Genomic DNA, 24,257 nt, shown 5'->3' with positions numbered 1-24,257 from the left:
TTTACCACAAAATGATAAAATTTTAGTCATATTGTGAAATGTTGTGATAGATGACATGTAAAAGACTTTAAAAATACTCGTCACTTCTCACTTTCTAACATCTTTTGAATTTTCAACCGTATATAATATATGTAAAATTTTAATACGTCGGGTGAGAAATTTAACAAAAACATGAGATTTTTCGCCGGCTGTAGAATGACGGAATAGGTTATCCTTCCTTTAATGTTTATCATTCAACCTTTTCCTGTCATCCTGAGGACGTAAGTCCGAAGGATCTCTTTTTTAAAAATTGATGAAAAATGAGATTCTTCGCTGACGCTCAGAATGACAGAATTAGGATGTAAATGAGATTCTTCACAGCCTCAGGATGGCAAGGTAAGAGTAGGAACAATTCATGAATTGCCCTTACAAAAGTAGAGTTCTTTGTATTATAATAAGTGTTTGACAATACATTAAAATAAACATTAAACCGAGCAATTATTTAGTGATTATAACCAAGTCTTAGCAGCAACAAAAATTAATTAGAAAATAATAAAGAGGTTTCCAGCCTTGAGCACATTTATAACCAATCATGGAAACAAAGACCTTAAAAGAAGACTGCAGGAACTTATAGAAATCAGCAGAGAGCTAAAATTTCTCGTTGGGTTCTTTTATTTCTCAGGAATAAAAGAATTCTATGAAACTTTAAAAAATCTCTACGACGAAGGCAAGCTTTCACAGGAGCATATAAAAATCTTAGTTGGATTAAGTGTAGACAAAGACAACTATGGACTCTATGAAGTAGCAACAAAGCTTAAAAGTAAAGACGAGTATTTTCAAGCTTTAATAAACTCTGTAAAGATAGCTTTTACAAGCCAAGAGCTAGATAATGAAGATATACACGAGCAAGTTAATTTTTTTGTAAAACTTTTAGAAGAAAAAATAATAGTCATAAGAAAGACTAGGGAGCCGAATCATTCAAAGCTTTATCTATTTAAAACAAAAGAAATATCAGCACCACATCTTTTTATAACAGGTAGCAGCAACCTAACAAGAGCAGGACTTGTAATCCAAAATGAGTTTAACGTTGAGATAAAAGACTATGGATTTGAAGAAGCAGAAAAGTATTTTGATGATTTATGGAAAGATTCAATAGCATTGTCAGAAGATGATGTGAAAAAGTTAATTAATACTATTAGAAATGAGACTGGGTTAAAAGATGTAGACCCATTTTCAGCTTATGTTTATCTACTAAAAACATACATTGATACTCATAAGACAAAAGACATAAATAAAGACCTTATAGACCTTATGACGAAAAGAGGTTATAAAACATACTCTTATCAGATAGAAGCTGTTTCTCAGGCTATTGCAAACTGTAAATCTCACGGTGGAACGATTTTAGCCGATGTTGTAGGTCTTGGAAAAACCGTTGTTGCATGCATGGTAGCAAAGGCATTAGGAAAAAGAGGTATAGCCATAGCACCACCTCATCTTATTGGACCTGATGACAAATCTACAGGATGGAAAAAGTATTTAGAAGATTTTGAGCTGTATGGCTGGGAAACTTTCTCCGTTGGAAAGTTAGATAAAGCCTTAGAGTTTGTCAGAGAGCATGATAGCATAGAAGTTGTAATAGTTGACGAAGCACACAGATTTAGGAATGAAAATACTCTTAGCTATCATTATCTTAAAGAGATATGCAGAGGGAAAACAGTACTACTTCTAACAGCAACACCTTTTAACAACAGACCTTCTGACATTTTCGCACTTTTAAAACTCTTTACCATACCAAAAAAATCAACCATTGTATTTGACGAAGACCTTAAATCTAAATTTGAAGAGTACGAAAACCTTTTTAATAAACTTTCTTACATAAAAAACCATCATGGCTCTCCAAACAAGAAAAAAAGAGAAAGAGCTTTAAACTACTATAAAGAAATTTTTGGTAAAAATAATGTAGTGGTAGAAATAGACAAAGTAAAAACAGAGACTAAGGAATTAGCAAGACATATAAGGTCAATACTTGAACCGGTAGTAATAAGGAGAAATAGGCTTGATTTAAAGCATTACAAAGAAAAGATTGACCTGCCAGAAGTTAAAGACCCAATAGAGTGGTTCTATAAGCTTACAAAAGAGCAGTCAGAATTTTATGATGAAGTAATATCAGCTTTTAAAGAGGAAGAGCTGGGAGGAAGGTTCAAAGGTGCAATCTATATTCCAATTAAATATGAAAAAGGCATTAAAGATGACGATGAGCCAAAGTTAAAAGAAGAAGAAAGCTTTCTACTTACATATCAAAGAAACCTTTATGACTTTATGAGAAGGCTTTTAGTTAAAAGATTTGAAAGTAGCTTTGGCTCATTCTATGAAAGTATAAAAAGATTTAAAAGCATTCATGAAACAGCTTTAGATTTTATTGAAAAAACAAATAAGTTTATCCTTGATAGAAAACTAATGGAAGATTTAACAGAAAAAGACCCGGATGAGATTTTAAAAGAGCTTGAAAAATATGAGCAAAATTTAAAAGAGCAAAAGACAAACGCTGAATATTACAAAGTTTACGACTTAAGTAAGTTTAAACAAAAAGACAAATTTATAAAAGACATACAAAACGACATAAAGCTGTTTGATGAGTTTTTACAGAAGATGGAAGAATTAAAACTTACGCAAAACGACCCAAAGGTAGATGAGCTTGTAGAAGGTGTTGAAAAGTTTTTAAAAGAAGGTAGAAAAGTTGTCATATTTACAGAATATACAGATACTGCAAAACATTTAGATGAAATACTTAAAAAACATTTTAAAAATAAAGTCTTAGTAGCCTATGGAAGCATAGGAAAAACAACCTTTGAAGAGATAGCAAAAAATTTTGATGCACAGTATAAACATCAAGAAGATAAATATAAAATCCTGCTTACGACGGATAAACTTTCTGAAGGATACAACCTAAACAGAGCAGGAGCGGTTATAAACTACGATATACCGTGGAATCCTGTTAGAGTTATACAAAGAGTTGGAAGAATAAACAGGATAGGCAAAAAAGTATATGATGAGATATACATAGTAAACTTCTTCCCAACAGAACAAGGAGCCGATATAGTAAGGTCAAGACAGATAGCCCAAACAAAGATGTTTATGATTCATAGCATACTTGGAGAAGATGCTAAAATCTTTGACCCATCAGAAGAGCCAGAAGCATCAAAACTCTACAAGAGATTAAACGAATACAGAGAAGATGAAGAAGAAAGCTTCTTTACAAAAGTTAGAGATGAGCTTAGTCAGATAGAAGAAAGCTATCCGGAGGTTATAAAAGAAATACAAAACATGCCTCATAGAGTAAAAACCGCTAAGCAGTCTGACAAAAACGAGCTTATGGTCTTTATAAGAAAAGGCAAAGACTTATTTGTAGGCTATAAAGATTATGCAGAAAGACAACCAAAAACAGTAAGCTTTGAAGAAGTTTATGAGAAGATAAAAGCTACTCCGGAGACAGAAAGATTAAAGATATCAAAGGATTTTTGGACTAATTACAAAATGGTTTTTGATAAAAAAGCATACATAAAAAGAAAACCTAAACCAAGAGCCACAGAAGAAAAAGCTTTTAACCTATTAAACGATTTGAAAAATAGAGACATTGGAGAGTTAAGGTCCTTTGTTTTAGCTTTAATTAAAGATATTGAGGAGTATTCAAGCCTTTCAGAGTATATCTTGCAAAGAATAATCAAGATTGAAAAGCATCTTGATAACATAGAAAAAGTAAAAAAAGAGTTAGAAGAGATTAAAAAAGAGATTGGAGAAGATTTTATAGAGAGAGTAGAAAGTCAGTTAAAATTGTTAGATTTAGAAAATCAAGAAGTTATTATGGCAGTAGAAAATCAGAAGTTTACAGATGAGATGTAGAAGGTGAAAGGTGGAGATTTTTCGCCGATTTGTAGAATGCCACCAGATGAGATCCTTCGGCCTCAGGATGACAAAGAACGACCTAATGGTGTCATTCTGAGCGAAGCGAAGAATCTCTTGTTTTTTATTGATTTTCTCACCAAACGTATATTTAAATGCTATAATATCCTGCATTGAATTAAAAAATTGAGAAAGTCAGCCGATGGATAAGCTTTCAGACCTTGCAAAGGATTTTTCACTTGAAAATTTAGAAAGATACTTATTAGACAAAGGATTTACTGTTGATATAAGCCCAGCTCATTACACTCAAGATATTGAAGAAAAATATAACATATTAGACATAAAAGAAATTGGATACATTAGATTAAAGCAAGATGCAGATTTAGTAGTTTTTGCTATTAAGATTAACAACCTTACAGAAAGGACAAGTAAGAAAAATCAGTTTGATATTGCTAAAAGACTTTTAGAAAGATATCAAAAGTTTTATGGACTATTTGTATTTTATGATGATAATAAAAACTTTAGACTTTCTTTTGTGTTTAAGACTACCCATGGCACAAAGGCAAAGTATAGCCACTACAAAAGATTTACATTTTACGTAAGTCCAAATTTACCAAACAAAACGTTTATAAATCAGCTTAAAGATTGTGATTTTACAGATTTAGACTCTATAAAGCAAGCTTTCAGCGCCCAACCTATCACAAGAGATTTTTACAATGATCTTCAAAACTGGTATTACTATGCACTAGATAAAGTTAAATTTCCTGATGATTATAAATACTCTGATGACCCGGAAAAAGACAGAGAAATCAGAAACGCCCAAAGCTTAATCAGACTTTTAACAAGATTAATGTTTATATGGTTTTTAAAAGAAAAAGGTTTAGTGCCAAATAAGTTATTTGATGAAAAAGAGCTAAAAAACATAGTCAAAGACTTTGGCAAAGGTGATAACTATTACAATGCAATTTTGCAGAATCTATTTTTTGCAACTTTGAATAGACCTATTAAAGAAAGAGGTTGGGCAGAAGATAAAGGCTTTCCTGCAAACAAAAAAGATTTTGGAGTAAAAAGCTTATACAGGTATGAAAATAAGTTTTTGATAAGTAAAGAAGAAGTAATTTCAGAGCTGTTTAAAAATATTCCATTTATAAATGGTGGACTTTTTGACTGTTTGGATAAAGACAAAATTTATATAGACGGATTTTCAAGAAATGAAAAGAAGCAGGCTAAAATCAGTGATGAATTGTTTTTTAGCCAAGAAGAAAAAACAGTTGATTTATCCAAGTATGGTTTAGGCAAAAATGCAAAGGTTAGAGGACTTATTGATATCTTAAAAAGCTATAACTTTACAACAGATGAAGCAACGCCGATAGACCAAGAGATAGCCCTTGACCCAGAGCTGCTTGGAAAAGTATTTGAAAATCTTCTTGCAAGCTATAATCCAGAAACTAATACAACAGCAAGAAAGGCAACAGGCAGCTACTACACGCCAAGAGAGATAGTAGATTACATGGTAGAAGAGAGCTTAAGAGAGTATCTAAAAACAAAAGTGCCAGAAGCAGAAAATATTTTTGATGACCTATTCTCTTATTCTGATAAAGAACCAAACATTTCAGATGATTTAAGAAAAAAACTAATTCAAGCAATAGACCAGATAAAGATAATAGACCCTGCCTGTGGCTCCGGTGCCTTTCCGATGGGCATTCTTCATAAGCTTGTATTTTTACTTCAAAAGCTTGACCCGTCTAATGAAATTTGGAAAGATATTCAATTAGAGAGAACATCCAAGGAAGCAGATGCGGTATTTAGATCAGAAAAAGATAAGCAAGAAAGAGAAAAGCTGTTAGAAGAAATCAATGAAAACTTTGACGAAAGCATAAACTATCCAGACTATGCAAGAAAGCTTTATTTGATAGAAAACTGTATATATGGAGTAGATATACAGCCAATAGCTATACAGATTAGCAAGCTAAGATTTTTTATATCTTTGATATTAGACCAGAAAGTAGATAGAAGTAAACCAAACTTTGGAATTTTAACCTTGCCAAATCTTGAGACCAAGTTTATTTCTGCAAATGCTTTGATTGGACTGGAAAAACCTGCTCAAAAATCTTTAAGAAATCCGGAGATTGAAAAGTTAGAGCAAGAGCTGAAGTTTTTAAGACATAGATATTTTAGAATTAAGTCAAGGGCTGAAAAGATTCAATTACAGAATAAAGATAAAGAGCTGAGAGAGAAGTTAAAGAATGCTTTGATTGGCGATGGTTGGAATGATAAAGTAGCTGAAAAGATAGCTAATTTTGATATTTTTGACCAAAATGCATCTGCTGATTGGTTTGACCCAGAGTGGATGTTTGGAGTAGTTGATAGCTTTGATATTGTGATTGGTAATCCGCCGTATGTAAGACAGGAAAAGATAAAACCAATTAAGCCAATTTTACAAAAACAAAACTACGAAGTCTTTACATCAACAGCAGACCTTTATGTTTATTTCTATGAAAAAGGCTATCATTTGTTAAAAGAGCAAGGAATTTTAGCATACATAACAAGCAACAAATGGATGAGAGCTAAGTATGGAGAGAAGTTAAGAAAGTTTTTAAAAGAAAAGACAGCTATTTTAGAGATTATAGATTTTAGTGGTTATAAAGTTTTTGAGCAAACGGTAGATACTAATATTTTGATTTTTAGAAAGGAAAAGACAAGCAAGGAGCATATTTTTAGGTTTTTAGAGGTTAAAGGTGATATTGAAGATATTGATGAGTATTTGAGACAAGGCAAATCAAAGTTGATTGAGCAAGCTACTGGGAAAGGAGTTGAGTATTTAGATAGTTGGTCTCAGGTAGATACATGGCAAGAGCTTAGAACATGGCAAACGATGTATCAAAGTAAGCTTTCTAATAATGCTTGGACGCTTGGAGATGAAAGTGTTTTGAGTTTAAAAGAAAAAATTGGAAAAGTAGGAAAACCTCTAAAAGAGTGGGACGTAAAGATTTATTTTGGGATTAAAACAGGCTACAACGATGCTTTTATCATAGATACGGAAACACGAAACAGGATTTTGGCAAGTTGTAGGGATGAAGAAGAGAGAAAGAGAACAGAGGAAATTATTAAGCCAGTTTTAAGAGGTAGAGATATTGAGAAATACAGGTATAAATGGGCTGGATTGTGGATTATAGTTATACCTGCTGGTTGGACTAACAAGCATAGAGGAAGAAAAAATCCAGAGGAGTTTTTTAAAGAGAGTTTTTCATCTTTATACAATCATTTTATGAGCTTTTCTAACGTAAAAAACAAAGGTAAGGGGCTTTTTAAACGAGACGATCAAGGTGATTACTGGTGGGAGTTAAGACCTTGCGATTACTACCCAGAATTTGAAAAAGAAAAGATAGTGTGGAAGAGAATAACTAAATCTCCTAAGTTTGCAATAGTTCCTTCGGGATATTATTGTGAAGCAACAACTCACTTTATAACAACAAATGAAGATACCTCCGATATTCGTAAGTATCTCTTGGGTATTTTCAATTCCGAATTTTTTGAATTTGCTTTTTACAAATTCTATATGGGAGGAGGAATAGAAGGCGAAATTAAAGGGGAATTCATAGGAAGATTTCCTCTTCCCCCAATCACAAAAGAAAACCAACCCATAGCAGACCAAATAGTCCAAAAAGTAGACCAAATCCTAACCCTTACCCAATCTGAAGATTATGACACAAACCAAGAAAAACAACAGCATGTAAAAAATCTTGAGCATGAGATAGACCAGCTTGTATATCAGCTTTACAGCCTAACAGAAGAAGAAATAAAGATTATAGAAAATGCATACTTTAGGTGAGAAATTAGGGATTTTCATAGAATTTAAAAAGGAGATCCTTCGGATTTATGTCCTCAGGATGACGGGTATGGTAATGCAAGGAAAGAGATCCTTCGGCTTACAGCCTCAGGATGACAAAGCCACCTTAATCTGTCATTCTGAGCATAAGCGAAGAATCTCCGCCTTTATACTCCTACTCTGTCATTCTGGAGCCGACGAAGAATCTCCTACTTTTATTGAATTTCTCATCCGACGTATAAAGATTATAGAAAATTCGTAAAAACAGGAGAAGCCTAACTAATGGAAATATACATAGGAACCGATATAGTAGAAAACAAAAGAATACAACAAGCCTATGAAAAATACAAAGATAAATTCCTAACAAGGATTTATACACAAAGAGAAATAGAATACTGCCTTAATAAAAAAGAATACATACAATGCCTTTCTGCAAGATTTGCTGCAAAAGAAGCAACCATTAAAGCATACTACCAAGCCTTTAAAGAAATACTTACATTTAAACAAATAGAAATCTTAGGACACAAAAACCAACCTGCAGAAATTTTACTGCATAACATAGAAAACCCTTACAATTTCAAGATAAAACTCTCTCTATCTCACGAAAAAAAATACTCAATCGCTACAGTAATCATATACACTGCATAATTTTAACTGCACTCTTTTTCTACTACATCTTAAATTACAGCATATAATGATTGGCATAGATTTTGCTTATATTTTTATAAAGTAAAAAATTAGTGAAAAAATACTAATTACGGGAGGAATACGATGCAACTAAGAAAAGAGGAAAAAACAAACATAATTAAAGAATTCCTACCTAAAATAAATTACATAGTAAAAGCATTAAAACATCAAAATTTACCGCCAATAGTAGACGAAGAAGACCTTTTTCAAGTTGGAGTATTAGGGCTATATGATGCTCTTGAAAAGTTTGACCCAGCAAAAGGAGTAAAATTCTCAACCTATGCAGAAATCAGAGTAAGAGGATATATCCTCGACCATCTTAGACAGCTTGATTGGATACCAAGAAACATAAGAAATAAAGTAAAAAATCTTGAAAACAAAATCGTAGAACTTGAAACAAAATTAGGAAGAGAAGCAAAGCCAGAAGAGATAGCAGAATATCTCGGTATGAGCCTTGAAGAGTATATGATATATGCAGAAAAAGCAGTTAATAAAATTCTAATATCCTTAGATTCTGATGTTAGTAAAGATGACGATGAAAGCTTGCACCTTTGGGAAGTTATTTCAACAAATGACGATACACCGGAAAAGTATGTAGAAGAAAAACAACTTAAAGAAATTCTTTCTGATATAATAATGAATAAGCTTGATGAAAGAGAAAAATTGATAGTTACGCTTTACTATTATGAAGACTTAAACATGAAAGAGATCGCAGAAATTTTGGGCTGTACAGAATCAAGGGTTTCACAACTTCATACAAAAATTATGTTAAAAATTAGGAAGTTGATTGAGAAATATGTAGGAGGAAGATGATAAGAGACAAAATTGATTTGATGATATACGATGTTGAATCTTTTATCTACTTTGGGCAAAAGAAGATAGATAAGATAGTAAAAGAAGGTAGTATTATATCATTGGAAGATTCAATATTTATTTTAAACAACTTTGCAGAGACTCTAAATAAAATTTCAGAAATCGTTAATAAAATCCCGGAAATAGAAAGTAAAGAAAAAGCTGATGACGTTTGTAATATAGCCCTTAGTGCCCTTGCGTGGATCATTTTTACAATCCCGTCTTTAGAAGTCCATACTCCATTATTTCCGGAGAATTTTACAATTTATGAGAAAGATATAATAGACTTTTTAGCTCAAAGCATGATGGAGCTTGAAAATCTAAAAGAAGATTTAGAAAATCTAAAATCTTTTTCAGTAGATATTGCTAAAAATATCAAAGAAGCGTCTTTATTGTTTGGACATTTATCAAAAACATCAGAAAAAAGCATAAATTTTAATTAGCAATGTGTGATGTGTGATGTGTAAATACTTCCCAGTCTTTACCCACCTCTCACTTATCCACTTACTCACTTTCTCACTTTTAATAAGGAGTATTTGATGACATTAAAAGAGTTTATCATTCCAGCTATTGATATAAAAGGTGGAAAAGTTGTAAGGCTTTATAAAGGTGAGTTTGATAAAGTAAAGGTTTATAACGAAAATCCTATTGATATGGCAAAATATTTTGAGGATGCAGGGGCTGAGCATATTCACGTTGTAGATTTAGACGGTGCATTAGAAGGGCTGCCAAAAAACATAAAAATCTTAGAGAGCATAGTTAGGTCTGTTAATATTCCAATAGAATTTGGTGGAGGGCTTAGAAGTTTTGAAGCTGTTAAAGCTGTTTTAGATTTAGGCGTTGAAAGAGTTGTAATTGGCAGCTTGGCTTATCAAAATCCAGAAGAGTTTTATAAAATAGTTGAAAGCTTTCCAAATAAAGTAATTGTTGGAATAGATGCAAAAGATGGAAAGGTTGCCATTAAAGGCTGGACAGAAAAAACAGAAGTTTCACCATTAGAATTTGCTAAAAAATATGATGATTTAGATATATTTGGATTTTTATTTACAGATGTAAGCAGAGATGGATCAATGATAGGAGCAAACGTAGAAGCAACAGTTGAACTTGCAAAAAATCTAAAACATCCAGTCATTGCATCAGGTGGCGTTGGCAGTTTAGAAGATGTGATAAAGCTTTATGAAAAAAGAGAGTTTGGAATTTTTGGCGTAGTCGTTGGTAAAGCTATATACGAAGGAAAAATAGATCTCAAGGAGATTTAAGATGCAAGCAATATACACAGAAAATGCACCAAAACCAATAGGTCCATATTCTCAAGCTGTTAAGTATGAAAACTTAATATTCTTATCAGGACAAATTGCAATAGACCCAAAAACAAATGAACTTGTAGGCAAAGATGCCGCAGAACAAACAAAAGTCATTATGGAAAATATAAAAGCAATTCTTGAAGAAGCAGGATTAAACTTTAATCATGTAATAAAAACAACGATCTATTTAAAAGATTTAAACGATTTTGCAAAAGTTAATGAAATATATGGTCAATACTTTACTGAGCATAAACCAGCAAGGTCAACGGTAGAAGTCAGCAGACTTCCAAAAGATGCATTAGTAGAGATAGAAATGATTGCCGGATTGTAATAAGAAGCGTTAACATAATACATGGGATATTTAATCTTTACCATTTGAGATGAAATACGCAAAGCTCGTCTAATGAACTGTTATGTACGGGCGATCCGTGAATCGCCCCAACAATTAACACTTTTATACTACTTTTACTTACCTATTTTTAATAATCTTTTATTTCCATCTTTGTTTCCTAAAAGTTTACGATTTGTATATAATTTAATACACAAAACAAAAATTTTAATCAGATCAAAAGAGGTAGAAAATAATGATAGCAAGCATTTTTAAAAACCTCTGTCCTAACTGTGGCGGAGATATTACGTCAGAAAGATTATACAAAGGCTTACCTTGTGATAGATGTTTACCACAAGAGCCAAAAGAAGAAGTTTGTGATGTTTTAAAAAAAGGAAAGTTTAAAATATTATGTGATATTGATGATGAAGTTAGTAATTGGCAAAACTTTTTTAGCAAGCATATAGGTTCTCATCCATGGAGCTTACAGATAACTTGGGCTAAAAGATTTTTTTTAAATTGCTCTTTTGCACTTTTAGCCCCTACCGGCATAGGTAAAACTTCTTTTGGTCTATCAGTTGCATCGTACTTAACACAAAAAAATAAAAAATCTTACATAATCCTTCCAACAAAGCTGTTAGTCAATCAAACTGTAAAAAAACTTACCCAGATATTCAAGCTAAAAGAAGACCAAATCCTATTCTTTGGCGAAGAAAACAAAAAAGAAAAAGAAGCCAAATTAGAAAGACTTAAAGATGGAGATTTTTCTGTACTGATTACAACTTCTATGTTTCTATACAAAAATCATGACAAGATTCCAAAAGATTTTTCTCTTGTGTTTGTTGATGATGTAGATTCCTTCTTAAAAACCGCAAAAAACATAGACAAAGCACTTTATTTACTTGGCTTTGATGAGAAGGATATAAACCTTGCGTTAGAAGTTATCAAACTAAAAGCAAAGCAGAATAAGACAGATGAAGATTGGAACAAAATAAACCAGCTTACAGAAAAGCTTAGAAAGATAGAAGCAAAAAGAAAAGGTGTGCTAATAGTTTCATCGGCAACTTCAAACCCAAAGTCAAATAGAATAAAGCTTTTTAGAGAACTTCTTGGCTTTGAAGTAGGAACTCCAACATTTTACTTGAGAAACATCGTAGATTCTTACGATGATATAGAAAATCACGAATTATCAGAACTTATAAAAAAACTTGGGAAAGGCGGACTTGTATTCATACCTTCTGACAAAAAGAAAGAATATGTTGAAGAAGTTAAAGAATATCTAACAAAAAAAGGAGTTAAGGCTGCTACTTATGAAGAGATTGATGACGAAATCTTAAAGAAATACGAAAATGGAAAGATAGATGTTTTGATTGGCATCTCTTCTTACAGAAACCCATTGGCAAGAGGTATAGACCTTCCTCATGTAATCAGATATGCAATTTTTTATGGCGTTCCAAAAATCGTACTATCATTAAAATTTGAAGCAAATCTAAGTCATCTACTTTGGGCACTTAGTTCTATAAGAGCATACATTTTGAAAAAATTTCCACAGTATGCAATCCAAATTGATAAATGGATAACTCAATTAAAAAAATATCAGTATCTAACAGAAGAATTTTTACAAAACAATCCAAATCTAAAAGAAAAAGTAGACAATCTAAGATTGGAAGTAGGACAGTTTTTAAACTCAGAAGAGATAATAAATCTTTTAAAAGAATCTAACGAAGTTACCCTTAGAAAAGATGAAGATGGATATAAGCTTGTTGTATCTGATGTAACAGGATACTTGCAAGCAAGCGGAAGAACTTCCAGAATGTACAGCGGTGGAATCACGAAAGGATTATCAGTAATTTTGATAGACGATAAAAAAGCCTTTAATCATCTACAAAAGAGAGTCAGATGGTTTAGTGATGATATTGAATTTGTAGATTTTAAGTCAATTGATTTAGCCAAAATTCTTAAAGAGATAGACTCAGACAGAGAAAAGGTAAGAAAGATACTAAAAGGTGAGATTAAGTTTGAGAAAGTAGAAAGCATCTTAAAGCCAGTTTTAATAGTAGTAGAATCTCCAAACAAAGCAAGAACTATAGCAAACTTCTTTGGAAAAGCTGTAAGAAGAAGAGTAAACGACCATGAAATCTTAGAGACATCAATAGATGATAGATACTTAATGATTACTGCCTCCTTAGGTCATATTCTCGACCTTAATAAAGAGCTTGGATATTATGGAGTTTTTGTGAAAGACCATATTGTGCCAGTTTATGAATCAATTGAAGGAAAGGAAGAAATCATAGAAAGCATCAGGTCTGTAAGCTTTGAGAGTTTAGAAGTATACGTTGCATCAGACCCGGACACAGAAGGCGAAAAGATAGGATGGGATGTTGAACTACTTTTAAAACCTTACGTTAAAAATATTCAAAGAATGGAATTTCATGAAGTAACAAAAAAAGCAATCATTAATGCAATCAAAAACCCAAGAGATTTTGATGAAAATTTAGTAAAAGCACAAATAGTTAGAAGAGTGGCGGACAGATGGGTTGGGTTTGAATACTCTCAGCTACTGCAAAAAGCTTTTGGTAAAAATTGGCTTTCGGCAGGTAGAGTTCAAACACCTGTACTTGGATGGATTATAGAAAGAGAAAAAGAAAGAAAGCAAAAAATTTACAGAATAACAATCACACTTCAGCAAGACAGTAAAAAGCTTGAATTGGACATAGACTATCAAAACAAGCAAGATGCAGAAAATATCTTTAATAATTTAAACAACATTGAAATTATTGTAAAGGAAGTTAAAGAAGAAGATAAAAATCCTCTTCCACCATACAGAACAGACACAATGCTAAAAGATGCGAGCGATAGATACAGATTTTCACTCCCAAAAACAATGGAATTAGCACAAGACCTATTTGAGCTTGGATATATTACATACCATAGAACAGATTCAACAAGAGTTTCTGATGTTGGTATAGCTTTAGCAAGAGAGTATATAGAAGAAGCATTTGGAAAGGATTATTTCCAGGCGAGAGTTTGGGGAGAAGGTGGAGCTCATGAATGTATAAGACCAACAAGAGCAATGGAAACAGAAGAGCTAAAATCCATGATTTTAAGCGGTCAGTACGAAGGTTTAACCTTTGACCATATAAAGCTTTACGACCTTATCTTTAAACGTTTCATAGCTTCTCAAATGAGAGCTGTTAAATTTAAAGCGAAAGATGTAATCATAAAAGGCTTTGGATTTGAATTAGAAAAAGTTTTACATACAGATATTATTCAAGATGGATGGAATAAAATATTACCGGCCGAACTTCATCCAGATTTAGAGGGAATAATTGATATAAGTAATAATAAACAATTTAAAATCATGCCAAAGGCATTTCCATTTACCCATGGGGAACTTGTATTTAGAATGAAAGAAAGAGGCATCGGAAGACCTTCCACATATGCAACAATCATTGCTAAACTTCTTGAAAGAAAATATGTAATAGAAAAGAAAGGTTTACTATTTCCAACTTCTATGGGTATAAAAGTTTATCAGTATTTAAACAGCTTAAAGCATGTAAGAGAGTTTTTATCAGAGGAGTTTACAAGAAAATTAGAAGAGCTTATGGATGAGGTAGAAATTGGCGAAAAAGATTATCAAGCTATACTTTTTGAATTGTTTGAAAAAATTAAAATAAGACGTGATAACTGATACGTTAGATTGTAGTAAAATAATCGAATCTTTAAAATGCTTAAGAGGGTAATGCCATGGGAATTAGGGGTAAATTAGCTATTAGGCTAATTATATTTTCAACGATTTTAACAATTTTAACTGCTGTAATGCTTGGATTGGCTACACGGTCTATTGGATTAAATCAGTCAATACATGAAGCAAAATCGATAGCAGAAGCTGTAAGAATCGGATTAAACACGTACATGCTTACAGGAACCATGGATAGAAGAGATAATTTAATCAAAGACATGAAAAAAATCAATGATGACATAAAAGATATTTATGTTTTGAGAGGAGAATCTGTTATTAAACAATTTGGACCGCCAAAGAATAATGAAAAGCCAAAAGATGAAATTGATAAGAGAGTCTTACGGGAGGGCAAATCTTATGATTCTATTATGGAAAGTTTAGGTAACGCAGAATATAGAGTAACCATTCCTTATATCGCAAAAGATTATGGAACTATAAATTGTATGAACTGTCATTTAGTTAAAGAAGGTGAAGTTCTTGGTGCAATAACAATAAAATTTGATATATCAAAGTTTCAAATATATGGTGCTTTTATAAGTTTATTTGGAATTGTAATTTTTCTATTTATTACAGTTATAGGTATTGGATACATATATAAGTTTTTTAATAAATATGTTGATGGTTTATCTAAACTTAGAGAATCTATGAAATTTGCTTCAATTGGTGATTTTACACAGAAAATAAACATAAAATTAAAGGATGAAGTTGGAGAAACTATAGAACGTTATAACTCTTTATTAGAAGCTCTTAATAAAAGTTTTGGTTTTATTAAAACAGGGATGAAAAAATTATCGGAAGGCAATTTAAGCTTTCGCGTAGAAGAAAAGATGGAAGGGGGTTTTGAAGAAATAAGACAAAGCTTTAATAACTCTTTGGAAAGCTTAAGTAAAGTAATTGGCAGTTCTGTTTCATCATTTAATAAAGTTGAAAATAGTCTTATTACTTCTATTGATAAATTCAACGGTATATCCAAAAATATGAAAAATCAAGAACAATTTGTTATTGAAGTAAGAGATAATTTTAAATCATATACACAGAATTTAGAGAGCATTATAGAGAAAATTACAACGATAAGAGAATTATCTAAGAAAGCTCTACTGAGTATAACTCAAGGTTCAGAGCGGATGGAACAATTTTTAGCCACAAGTAATGAAATAAAAGATATAGGTTATGAGATTTCTTCTTTTGTTGAAGGTATTATAGAAATTTCAGAGCAGACAAATCTCTTAGCACTAAATGCTGCAATAGAAGCAGCAAGAGCAGGAGAAATGGGAAGGGGTTTCGCTGTAGTAGCTGATGAAATAAGAAAATTATCAGAAAAAACTCAAAACAGTGCAGGTTTAATTCAAAAATCCGTTAGAAATGTTCAAAAAATTATAGATGAAACATTGACAGCAACTAATGAATTATCTATAAACTTTAGCGATATTAAGAACAGCTATTCAGAAATTTACAATGCTCTTGACCCTCTTTTATCTACAATTCAGTCCCAAATATCAATTGTAGAAAAGATTATGCATAAATTGGATGATCTTGCAAAGATGTTTACTGAAAATACTGATCAAATATCAAAATTAGCTAAAGAGTATGAAGAAATAATTAGAGAATTAAAAGTTGTGGAAGAAGAAATGAAAAAATTTAAAATAAAAGGTAGATAGAAATGATCGAACCTTCTGTATTTAATCAAATGGAAGAGAAGGGAAGTGAGTTATTGATAAGAATTCTTATCCCTTTATGGATTATACTTTCAATAAGTGTAACTATTTGGAGCTATAAATCTACAAGAGCAAGAATTTTTTGGAAAAACTTATATAAAAGTATATTTCCTCCAAGGGATAAAAATAAAAAAAACAGAGAAAAATGGTTCAGAAAGTAAATATTTTATAAGTTAGAATAATATATAACTTGAGTGAGAAATTAGCGATTTTTATAGAATTTAGATAAGGAGATCCTTCGGACTTACATCCTCAGGATGACAAGGAACAATCTAATTTCGTCATTCTGAGCGTAAGCGAAGAATCTCATACTTTTACTGAATTTCTCATCGAAATACATTTTATAAGTCAAAAAATATAACTTTAATGGAGGCTAAAGTTGGCTGAGGAAAAAAGTAAATTAACGGGATTAGAAAAAGCAGCCATATTATTATCTATATTACCAGAAGAAAAGAATGTAAAAATTTTTAAACATCTTAAACAAACTGAACTTGAGAAGATTATCAAAGCATTACTCACATTAGAAGAGCCGACAAAAGAAAATATTAAATCAGTTATTCAAGAAGCATATAAAAATTTATCAGAGGCAGTACCTTTAAAACTTCTTCCGGATAATATAAAAAAGATATTGGAAAAAGCGCTACCTCCAGAAAAAGTTAAAGAACTGTTTGAAGGCTTAGTAATGGCTGAAGAAGGGAAAGCAGTTTTCCAAGAAATTGAAAAACTTCCTGCAAAGGTAGTAGCAAATATAATTAAAAATGAGCATCCTCAAGTTATTGCTTTAATATTAACACAGCTAAAACCACAAAAGGCAGCAGAAATAATCCAATACTTACCAAGAAGACAGGGCATTTCTAACATTCAAGAAGAAGTTATAAAAAGAATTGCATCCTTAGAAAAAGTTTCATCTAATATGATTAAAACCGTTGCTGATTCTTTAGAAGAGGAGCTTTATACAATAGGAGCTGGAAAAGAAGAAATGTTAAGTGGAATTGATGTTTCAGCCGAAATAGTAAACAACTTACCAAAAGATTTAGCTCAAGAAATACTTGATGAAATAAGAAAAGAAGCACCCTCTCTTGCAGACAATATCGAAGAGCGTATGTTTAAATTTGAGGATATTATTAAACTTGATAATAGAGCTATTATGGAAATTCTCAAAGCTGTTGATAAAAATGACCTACTTATTGCTCTTAAAGGTGCTCCACAAGAAATTATTGATAAATTTACTGCTAATATGTCAAAAAGAGCTGCTCAAATGTTTTTGGAAGATATGGAAGTGCTTGGTCCTGTTAAAAAATCTGATGTTGAAAATGCAAGGAAAAAGATTATACAGGCTATTAAAAATCTCATACAGTCTGGCGTTATTGAATACGGAGCAGGTGGTGAAGAAATGCTATAATTAGAATAAGTCAAAAGAGGTGATAGGGATGTCTGACTTTTTATCTCAGGATGAGATAGATGCATTAATAGGTGGAGGTAAATCTTCCGCAACTGCAGAAGAAAAAATAAAAGAAAAGCTATTTGATTTTAATAGACTTGAGAAAATTCAAAAAGGCGGATTTCAAGGATTAGAAGTTTTATTTGAAAAGTGGGTGAAAATCTTTAGAGAAGAAATTAGGACTGAATTTCCTGTGGTAAACATGGTCTCTAAAGGTAAAATAGTAACAATGAGATTTGGAGACTTTATTGGAAAAATTCCACTACCAGCATCATATACAATTTTTAATATGAAGCCTTTGAAAGACTCGTCACTTTTGATTATAGACTCTCGTGTTGTTTTTAACTTAGTAAGTGCTTTGTTTGGTGGAGGAGCAAGACCTTTTAAAATTGAAGGAAGAGAATTTACAAAGCTTGAAATCAGAATAATTGAAAAATTAGTAGACATTGTTTTAGGAAGTTTTGAAAAGATATGGAAAGATGTATATCCTATAGAAATTGAAAGAAAGAGTATAGAGTTTAATCCAATTTTGGTAAGAATAGTATCTCATGCAGAAAAAGTTATTGTAGCAGAAATTATGATAGATATTGAGGGTTTAGAGGTACCTTTAACGTTTGCATTTCCACAGATGCTGTTTTTACCCATCAAAGATATTCTTTTTACTGATACATTCGGCTCTGAAGTATCACCTGAATGGAGAAAAGAGCTTATTAAAAAGTTATTAAAAGTAAACCTTAAACTAATATTGGAATTAGATAAATTTAGTGTCTTAGTAAAAGAATTTTTAAACTACGATGTTGGAACAGAGATAATATTAAACAAAAAACAATCTGAAGAATTGGACTTAAAAGTTGAAGATAAGGTTAAATTTAAAGCAAGCTTAGGTAAATTAGACAAAAAATTCGCTGCAATGATAACAAAAGTAATTAAGGAGAACGATGATGGAGGAAATGGATAAACAAGAAAATAAACCTGAAGATAACCAAGAAGATTTAGCAGCCGCTTGGTCTGAAATGTTAAACCAAGACGAGAAAAAAGAAGAATCTCAAGAAGACTTGTTGGCTCAGTGGTCTGAAATGTTAAATGAAAGTGGGAAAAAGGAAGGGTCGCAGGAAGACTTGGCAGCTCAGTGGTCTGAAATGTTGCATGAAGAAAAAAGTGAATCTGTTGACGCAAATACTCATCAAACGCCGTTAAAAGAATCAGAAAAAAAAGAAAGCTTTACAAAAGAAGAATTTAGTCCAGAAATTTTAAATAAACTTGATATTCTTTTAGATATTCCTATTACAATTACAGTAGAAGTAGGCTCAAAATCTATGTCTATAGAAGAGATTTTAAAACTTGCTCCAAGTTCTGTAATAGATTTAGACAAATATTTAAATGAACCTATAGATTTAAAAGTAAATGGTGTTCTTGTTGCAAAAGGAGAACTTTACCAGGTAGATGATAATTTTGCAATAAAGATAACTGAAATTTTGACGAAAGAAGAAAGGGTAAGACTTGTTTCAAGTCAAATAAGAGGTTAAAAAATGGCAATAAATTTTCAACCAATTTATATTCTTGCTTCAGGTGGAGAAAGAGCTACAGAGCAGCTTGATACAACTACAAACAATATAGCTAACAGCAATACGCCCGGCTTTAAAAAACTTCTCGTTAGAGAAATGAGTCAAAAGATACCTGAAAATAAAGGAAAAGTTGGAGATCTTCTCGTTTTCCCACGTTTTATGGATAGCTCGGTTTTAAACTTTCAAGGACCTTTAATTAAAACAGAAAACAATTTAGACTTAGCGATTGTAAGAGATGGATTTTTTACGGTTGAAAGTGCTATAGGAAGATACTACACAAGAAATGGTCATTTTTCAATAAATCAGGAAGGCTATTTGGTAGATGTAAACGGTGCTTATGTTTTAGATGAGAATTTTAGAAGAATTCAAATTCAGGATAGCAAATTTCAAATAACGCCTAAAGGTGAGATTTATCAAAATGGACAGATTACAGGAAAAATAAGAGTAGTTAATTTGCAAAATTTACAAGCTGTAGGAAACTCATACTATCAAGGACAAGAACAACAAATAACCAACTTTGAGATAAAACAAGGATATCTTGAAGGAGCAAACCTAAACATTGTTAAAGAAATGGTTGAAATGATTAACAATCATAGAAGATTTGATATATACATGAATCTTGCAAAATATCTTGATATGTTAGAAGGTAAAGTTAACGAGATTGGAAAAGCATAAAAAGTTAAGGAGGTTATTAAAATGTTAAGAGCATTATGGACATCAGCGTCGGGGATGGAAGCACAACAGACAAATTTAGATGTGATTTCTCACAACATAGCTAACGTGAATACAGTTGGATTTAAAAGAAGTAGAGCTAATTTCGAAGATTTGATCTATCAAGATGTGAGAGACCCGGGTGTTTTAAGCTCAACTCAGAATAGAGTCCCGGCAGGGATTCAGATAGGTTTAGGTGTGAAAGTGTCTGATGTTGCAAAAATGTTTTCTCAGGGAAGTTTGATGAAAACAGATAATCCTTTAGATGTTGCGATACAAGGTGAAGGATTTTTCAAAATAGAAATGCCTGATGGAAGCGAAGCTTTTACAAGGGCTGGAAATTTCCAAATAGATAACGAAGGATATATAGTAAATCCAGAAGGGTACAGATTAAGTCCAAACATACAAATTTCAGCTCCAGAAACAGTTTTAAATATTTCTATAAGTCCAAATGGAAAAGTTATTGTAGTTAGAAATAGCGGTGGACAACAGACAACAGAAGAAGTTGGAAATATAAAGCTTTACAAATTCATAAACCCAGCAGGACTTAAAGCAATAGGAGGAAATTTATTTAAGTATACAGAAGCTTCCGGACAGCCTATAGAAGGAGACCCAAATACTGATGCTTTTGGAAAGCTTACACAAGGATTTTTAGAAATGTCTAACGTAAATATAGTGGAAGAGATGGTAAATCTAATAGTAGCACAAAGAGCTTACGAAGTTAACTCGAAAGGTATTATTACAGCAGATGAAATGCTTAAGACTGTAAGTACATTGAAAAGTTAATAATTTTTAGATTAATACTTTGGGTGAGAAATTAGCGGTTTTCATAGAATTTAAAAAGGAGATCCTTCGGACTTACGTCCTCAGGATGACAGGAAAAGGTTGATTGACAAGCATCATAGAATTCGTCATTCTGAGCGTCAGCGAAGAATCTCCTATTTTTTATTGAATTTATTACCTGACGTATATTTAGATTAATGAATAATTACTTTGATGAGAAATTAATAATTTTTATAAGATTGAATAAATTAAGGATAAAAAATTGAGCGCAAAACTTTGGAACATAATTTTATTGCTTGTTTTACTTACAATTTTTTATGTAAAAGCCGGTGAAAGGCTTGAAAAAGCTAAAAATATGGCTTTAGAGTATGCAAAGGAAAATTTTAAAGATGTTGAGATAATAGATGTAGTTAAAATACCACAGAGTTATGAAGAGAAGTTAAGTAAAGATTTTAATAAAGTTGAGTGTAAAAGCAAAGGAAAAAGTAGTATTTATCTATATTTAGATTGTACTTATTTGAAAGATGAAGAAATAGTCGCAACTATCCCTATCACATTTAGAATATCAGCTACTACAAAATGGGCAGTTGTAAAAAATCAAAAAGTTAGCATAGTTTATTTAAATAAAAACATAAAAATACAAATGCTTGGTGTAGCTCTTGAAAACGGTAAAGAAGGGGATTACATTAAAGTTAAAAATATATCTACAGGCAAAGAATTGGTAGGAAAAGTTATCTCTAATGATACTGTTTTGATAGAAGCAAGCAGGGAGTAAAAAAATGAAAAGATTAATACTATTATTCGGAATAATAGGTTTTATCACAGCAGGATGTGCTAAAAAAACAGAGTACGGAAAGCCATTTAACCCAAATCCACCAGAGATAGAGCAAGAAAAGGTCGTAAGAACACCCGGCTCTTTATACACAGGCAGCTATAACAATTTATTTTCCGATTCTAAAGCTTTCACGGTTGGAGATGTTATAACAATAAAAGTTGTTGAAAACATAGCTGGACAGACTGCTTCTAATACAAATACACAAGAGCAACAGAAGATGGATTTAAACGTTCCATCGCCAAAGCTAATGGGTAAAGATTTAATAAATAAAACTCCAATAGCCGGCATAACAGAGCAAAACTCAGATACCCATAAAGGATCTGCATCTACAAACAGAAAATCAACTCTAATAGCAACAATTTCTGCAAGAGTTACAAAGGTTTATCCAAACGGAAATTTATTTATAGTGGGGAAAAAGGTTGTTAAAGTTAACGATGATTATCAAACACTTGTAATTTCAGGTATTGTAAAGCCTACCGATATAATGCAAGATAACTCTGTAGATTCTTCAAGAATTTCGGATATGTATGTAGAGTATAATGGAGAAGGTTATATGGCAGATAGCTCAAGACCGGGTTGGTTAGCACAATTCTTAAAAAGAATCTGGCCGTTTTAAGATAATCCTTATAAGTGGCAGTCACATTAAAAATAATATAAAATAACTTTTATACCTTGGGTGAGAAATTAGCGGTTTTTGTAAAATTTAAAAATGAGATCCTTCGGACTTACGTCCTCAGGATGACAGAAAAAGGTTGATTGATAAACATTAGAAAAGGACAACCTTATTTGTCATTCTGAGCGAAGCGAAGAATCTCATGTTTTTGTTGAATTTTTTACCCGATGTATTAAAAATAATTTAAAATAACTTTTATAAAAAGTAAAAAATTCTTTTAAATTGAATAAATGAAAGTGAAAGAGTAGGGGCGATTCATGAATCGCCCTTACGAAAGTAATGTTATCTTTCTAAAGCTGGTGAAGAATCTCCTATTTTTATTGAATTTTTTACCTTACATATCTTTTCAAATATGATGATTATTAGGAGAATTAAAGGGATGTGGAAAAAAGTTTTAATTGCTATAGTTTTTATAACAAGCTTTTCTTTTGCCGCTGAAGTCAAAATCCGGGATGAAGTATATGTTGAAGGCTTTAGACCAAACTATCTTACTGGCTATGGTATAGTTGTTGGTTTAAATGGAACTGGTGATGGGACTACAAGCAGATACACATTAATCAGTATAGCCAATATGTTAAGAAAGCTTGGAATTTACATAGACCCTGCTCAAGTAAGAACAAAAAACGCTGCTGCAGTTATGGTTACTGCAAATTTACCACCATTTGCTAAGCCCGGGATGGCAATAGATGTTCAAGTAGCATCAATCGGTGATGCAAAAGATATCGTCAACGGTCTATTAATAAGAACGCCTCTTTATGGACCGGATGGGAAGATTTACGCCTTTGCACAAGGACCTGTATCAACCGGCGGTGGCTTTTTAGAATCAAATAAAGGTGGAAAGGTTCAAAAAGGATTTCCAACCGCAGGCATTATTCCAAACGGTGCAATCGTTGAAGAAGAGCTACCATTTGACTTTAATTCTATGACAGAGGTGACCTTAAGTCTTAAAAATCCAAGCTTTTCAAAAGCTCAAGAAATTGTAAACGTAATAAATCAAAAATATCCAGGATTAGCAGTTGTTCAAGACCCTACTTCAATAAAAGTTAGACTGCCACAAACAAAAAATAAAACAGAATTTTTAGCAGAGATTTTAGACTTAAAAATAAAAACCGATAAAGACAATATACCAACTATAGTATTTTATGAAAAAACAGGAACTGTAATCATGAGTGGAGATGTAGCCATAGATACTCCTGTTTACGTATCGCATGGAAGTATTTATGTTACAGTAGAAAAAACGCCTGTAATCTCACAACCACCACCTTTATCCGGTGGTCAAACAGTAGTGACCGAAGGAGTAACTACTAAAGTTCAAGAAGAAAAAGGTAGAATTATATCCATAGAATCAGCAAAGCTTTCTGATTTAGTAAAAGCATTGAATGATTTAGGAGTTTCTCCATACGATTTAATAGCAATACTGCAAGCCATAAAAGCTGCAGGTAAATTACACGCAGAAATAAAAGTAATGTAAGGGGGAGATTGAAATGTTTAAAGACCTTCCACCGTTAGAAGATTTGATAAAAGAGCTAAAAGATATAAAAGATGTAGGTATAAAATCTCAAAAGCATAACAACAATAGCTTTGATAAATCTCTGCAGACATATTTAAACCAACCAAAACAAGATGTAATAAAGCCTATAAAATCGTACTTTGACTTAAAATCTATACAAGAATCAAAAACACCGGAGGAAGTTGCAAATACATTTCAAACAATCTTCTTTGAAATGATGCTTAAAGAGATGAAAAACGGCCTTTTTGAATTTTCATCTTCAGATTTTGGAAATAAGATGTATATGGATATGTTTTTTATGCAGCTTGCTCAGGTAATGGCAGATTCTAACCAAATTGGACTTAAAGACTATATACTTAATGCTATTAGTAATTACACTAAAAACTCAAAACCAGAAGGTTAA

Annotated in this window: 18 protein-coding genes; all 18 read left to right on the top strand. The window is 31.9% G+C overall.

The genetic code is table 11. From position 1 onward, the window contains the following. Window positions 1–549: 549 nt before the first annotated feature. The 18 genes from SYO3AOP1_RS08540 to SYO3AOP1_RS08450 all read left to right on the top strand — a co-directional run bounded on the left by SYO3AOP1_RS08540 (window position 550) and on the right by SYO3AOP1_RS08450 (window position 24,257). Window positions 550–3,879: a helicase-related protein gene (locus SYO3AOP1_RS08540; RefSeq protein WP_012460324.1), complete on the top strand. Its 3,330-nt coding sequence runs from the start codon at window positions 550–552 to the stop codon at window positions 3,877–3,879. A gap of 202 nt (window positions 3,880–4,081) precedes the next feature. Beyond that, complete coding sequence (locus tag SYO3AOP1_RS08535; protein WP_012460323.1) at window positions 4,082–7,711, top strand: Eco57I restriction-modification methylase domain-containing protein; 3,630 nt, start codon at window positions 4,082–4,084, stop codon at window positions 7,709–7,711. A gap of 279 nt (window positions 7,712–7,990) precedes the next feature. After that, complete coding sequence (gene acpS, locus SYO3AOP1_RS08530) at window positions 7,991–8,356, top strand: holo-ACP synthase (RefSeq protein WP_012460322.1); 366 nt, start codon at window positions 7,991–7,993, stop codon at window positions 8,354–8,356. A gap of 123 nt (window positions 8,357–8,479) precedes the next feature. Further along, window positions 8,480–9,208, top strand: coding sequence for a FliA/WhiG family RNA polymerase sigma factor (locus SYO3AOP1_RS08525; protein WP_012460321.1), 729 nt, complete (start codon window positions 8,480–8,482; stop codon window positions 9,206–9,208). After that, entirely contained in the window at window positions 9,205–9,690 is a 486-nt protein-coding gene (locus tag SYO3AOP1_RS08520) for a hypothetical protein (RefSeq protein ID WP_012460320.1), read from the top strand. The genes SYO3AOP1_RS08525 and SYO3AOP1_RS08520 overlap by 4 nt, the downstream gene beginning before the upstream one ends. A gap of 96 nt (window positions 9,691–9,786) precedes the next feature. Next, window positions 9,787–10,506 (top strand): 1-(5-phosphoribosyl)-5-[(5-phosphoribosylamino)methylideneamino]imidazole-4-carboxamide isomerase, encoded by a 720-nt coding sequence (gene hisA / locus SYO3AOP1_RS08515; protein WP_012460319.1) that lies wholly within the window; start codon window positions 9,787–9,789, stop codon window positions 10,504–10,506. 1 nt (window position 10,507) lies between these two features. Further along, the gene (locus SYO3AOP1_RS08510) at window positions 10,508–10,882 is read left to right on the top strand and encodes a RidA family protein (protein ID WP_012460318.1); all 375 of its coding nucleotides are present in this window, start codon (window positions 10,508–10,510) and stop codon (window positions 10,880–10,882) included. Between the two features lie 253 nt (window positions 10,883–11,135). Beyond that, on the top strand, window positions 11,136–14,570 hold the full coding sequence (gene rgy / locus SYO3AOP1_RS08505) for a reverse gyrase (protein WP_012460317.1): 3,435 nt from the start codon (window positions 11,136–11,138) through the stop codon (window positions 14,568–14,570). Window positions 14,571–14,626: 56 nt separating this feature from the next. Then, a complete protein-coding gene (locus tag SYO3AOP1_RS09395; protein ID WP_012460316.1) occupies window positions 14,627–16,279 on the top strand; it encodes a methyl-accepting chemotaxis protein in 1,653 nt (550 codons plus the stop codon). A 436-nt stretch (window positions 16,280–16,715) separates the two neighbouring features. Then, window positions 16,716–17,738, top strand: coding sequence for a flagellar motor switch protein FliG (gene fliG, locus SYO3AOP1_RS08490; RefSeq protein ID WP_012460314.1), 1,023 nt, complete (start codon window positions 16,716–16,718; stop codon window positions 17,736–17,738). 28 nt (window positions 17,739–17,766) lie between these two features. Beyond that, complete coding sequence (locus SYO3AOP1_RS08485; protein WP_012460313.1) at window positions 17,767–18,735, top strand: FliM/FliN family flagellar motor switch protein; 969 nt, start codon at window positions 17,767–17,769, stop codon at window positions 18,733–18,735. Further along, complete coding sequence (fliN, locus tag SYO3AOP1_RS08480; RefSeq protein ID WP_012460312.1) at window positions 18,719–19,303, top strand: flagellar motor switch protein FliN; 585 nt, start codon at window positions 18,719–18,721, stop codon at window positions 19,301–19,303. Before SYO3AOP1_RS08485 ends, fliN begins: the two co-directional genes overlap by 17 nt. A gap of 3 nt (window positions 19,304–19,306) precedes the next feature. After that, complete coding sequence (locus SYO3AOP1_RS08475; RefSeq protein WP_012460311.1) at window positions 19,307–20,017, top strand: flagellar hook basal-body protein; 711 nt, start codon at window positions 19,307–19,309, stop codon at window positions 20,015–20,017. Between the two features lie 21 nt (window positions 20,018–20,038). Next, window positions 20,039–20,839, top strand: a complete 801-nt coding sequence (flgG, locus tag SYO3AOP1_RS08470) for a flagellar basal-body rod protein FlgG (RefSeq protein ID WP_012460310.1) — start codon at window positions 20,039–20,041, stop codon at window positions 20,837–20,839. A 259-nt stretch (window positions 20,840–21,098) separates the two neighbouring features. After that, window positions 21,099–21,611, top strand: coding sequence for a flagellar basal body P-ring formation chaperone FlgA (flgA, locus tag SYO3AOP1_RS08465; RefSeq protein WP_012460309.1), 513 nt, complete (start codon window positions 21,099–21,101; stop codon window positions 21,609–21,611). Between the two features lie 4 nt (window positions 21,612–21,615). Further along, window positions 21,616–22,287 carry a flagellar basal body L-ring protein FlgH gene (locus SYO3AOP1_RS08460; RefSeq protein WP_012460308.1) on the top strand — a complete coding sequence of 224 codons (672 nt, stop codon included), beginning with the start codon at window positions 21,616–21,618 and terminating at the stop codon, window positions 22,285–22,287. Between the two features lie 436 nt (window positions 22,288–22,723). Then, complete coding sequence (locus SYO3AOP1_RS08455) at window positions 22,724–23,815, top strand: flagellar basal body P-ring protein FlgI (RefSeq protein WP_012460307.1); 1,092 nt, start codon at window positions 22,724–22,726, stop codon at window positions 23,813–23,815. A 13-nt stretch (window positions 23,816–23,828) separates the two neighbouring features. After that, entirely contained in the window at window positions 23,829–24,257 is a 429-nt protein-coding gene (locus SYO3AOP1_RS08450) for a rod-binding protein (RefSeq protein ID WP_012460306.1), read from the top strand.

It is taken from the genome of Sulfurihydrogenibium sp. YO3AOP1, from assembly GCF_000020325.1.
Lineage (GTDB): Bacteria > Aquificota > Aquificia > Aquificales > Hydrogenothermaceae > Sulfurihydrogenibium.
The sequence above is the reverse complement of the archived record's forward strand: the minus strand, read 5'-3'. Positions and strand labels throughout refer to the sequence as shown.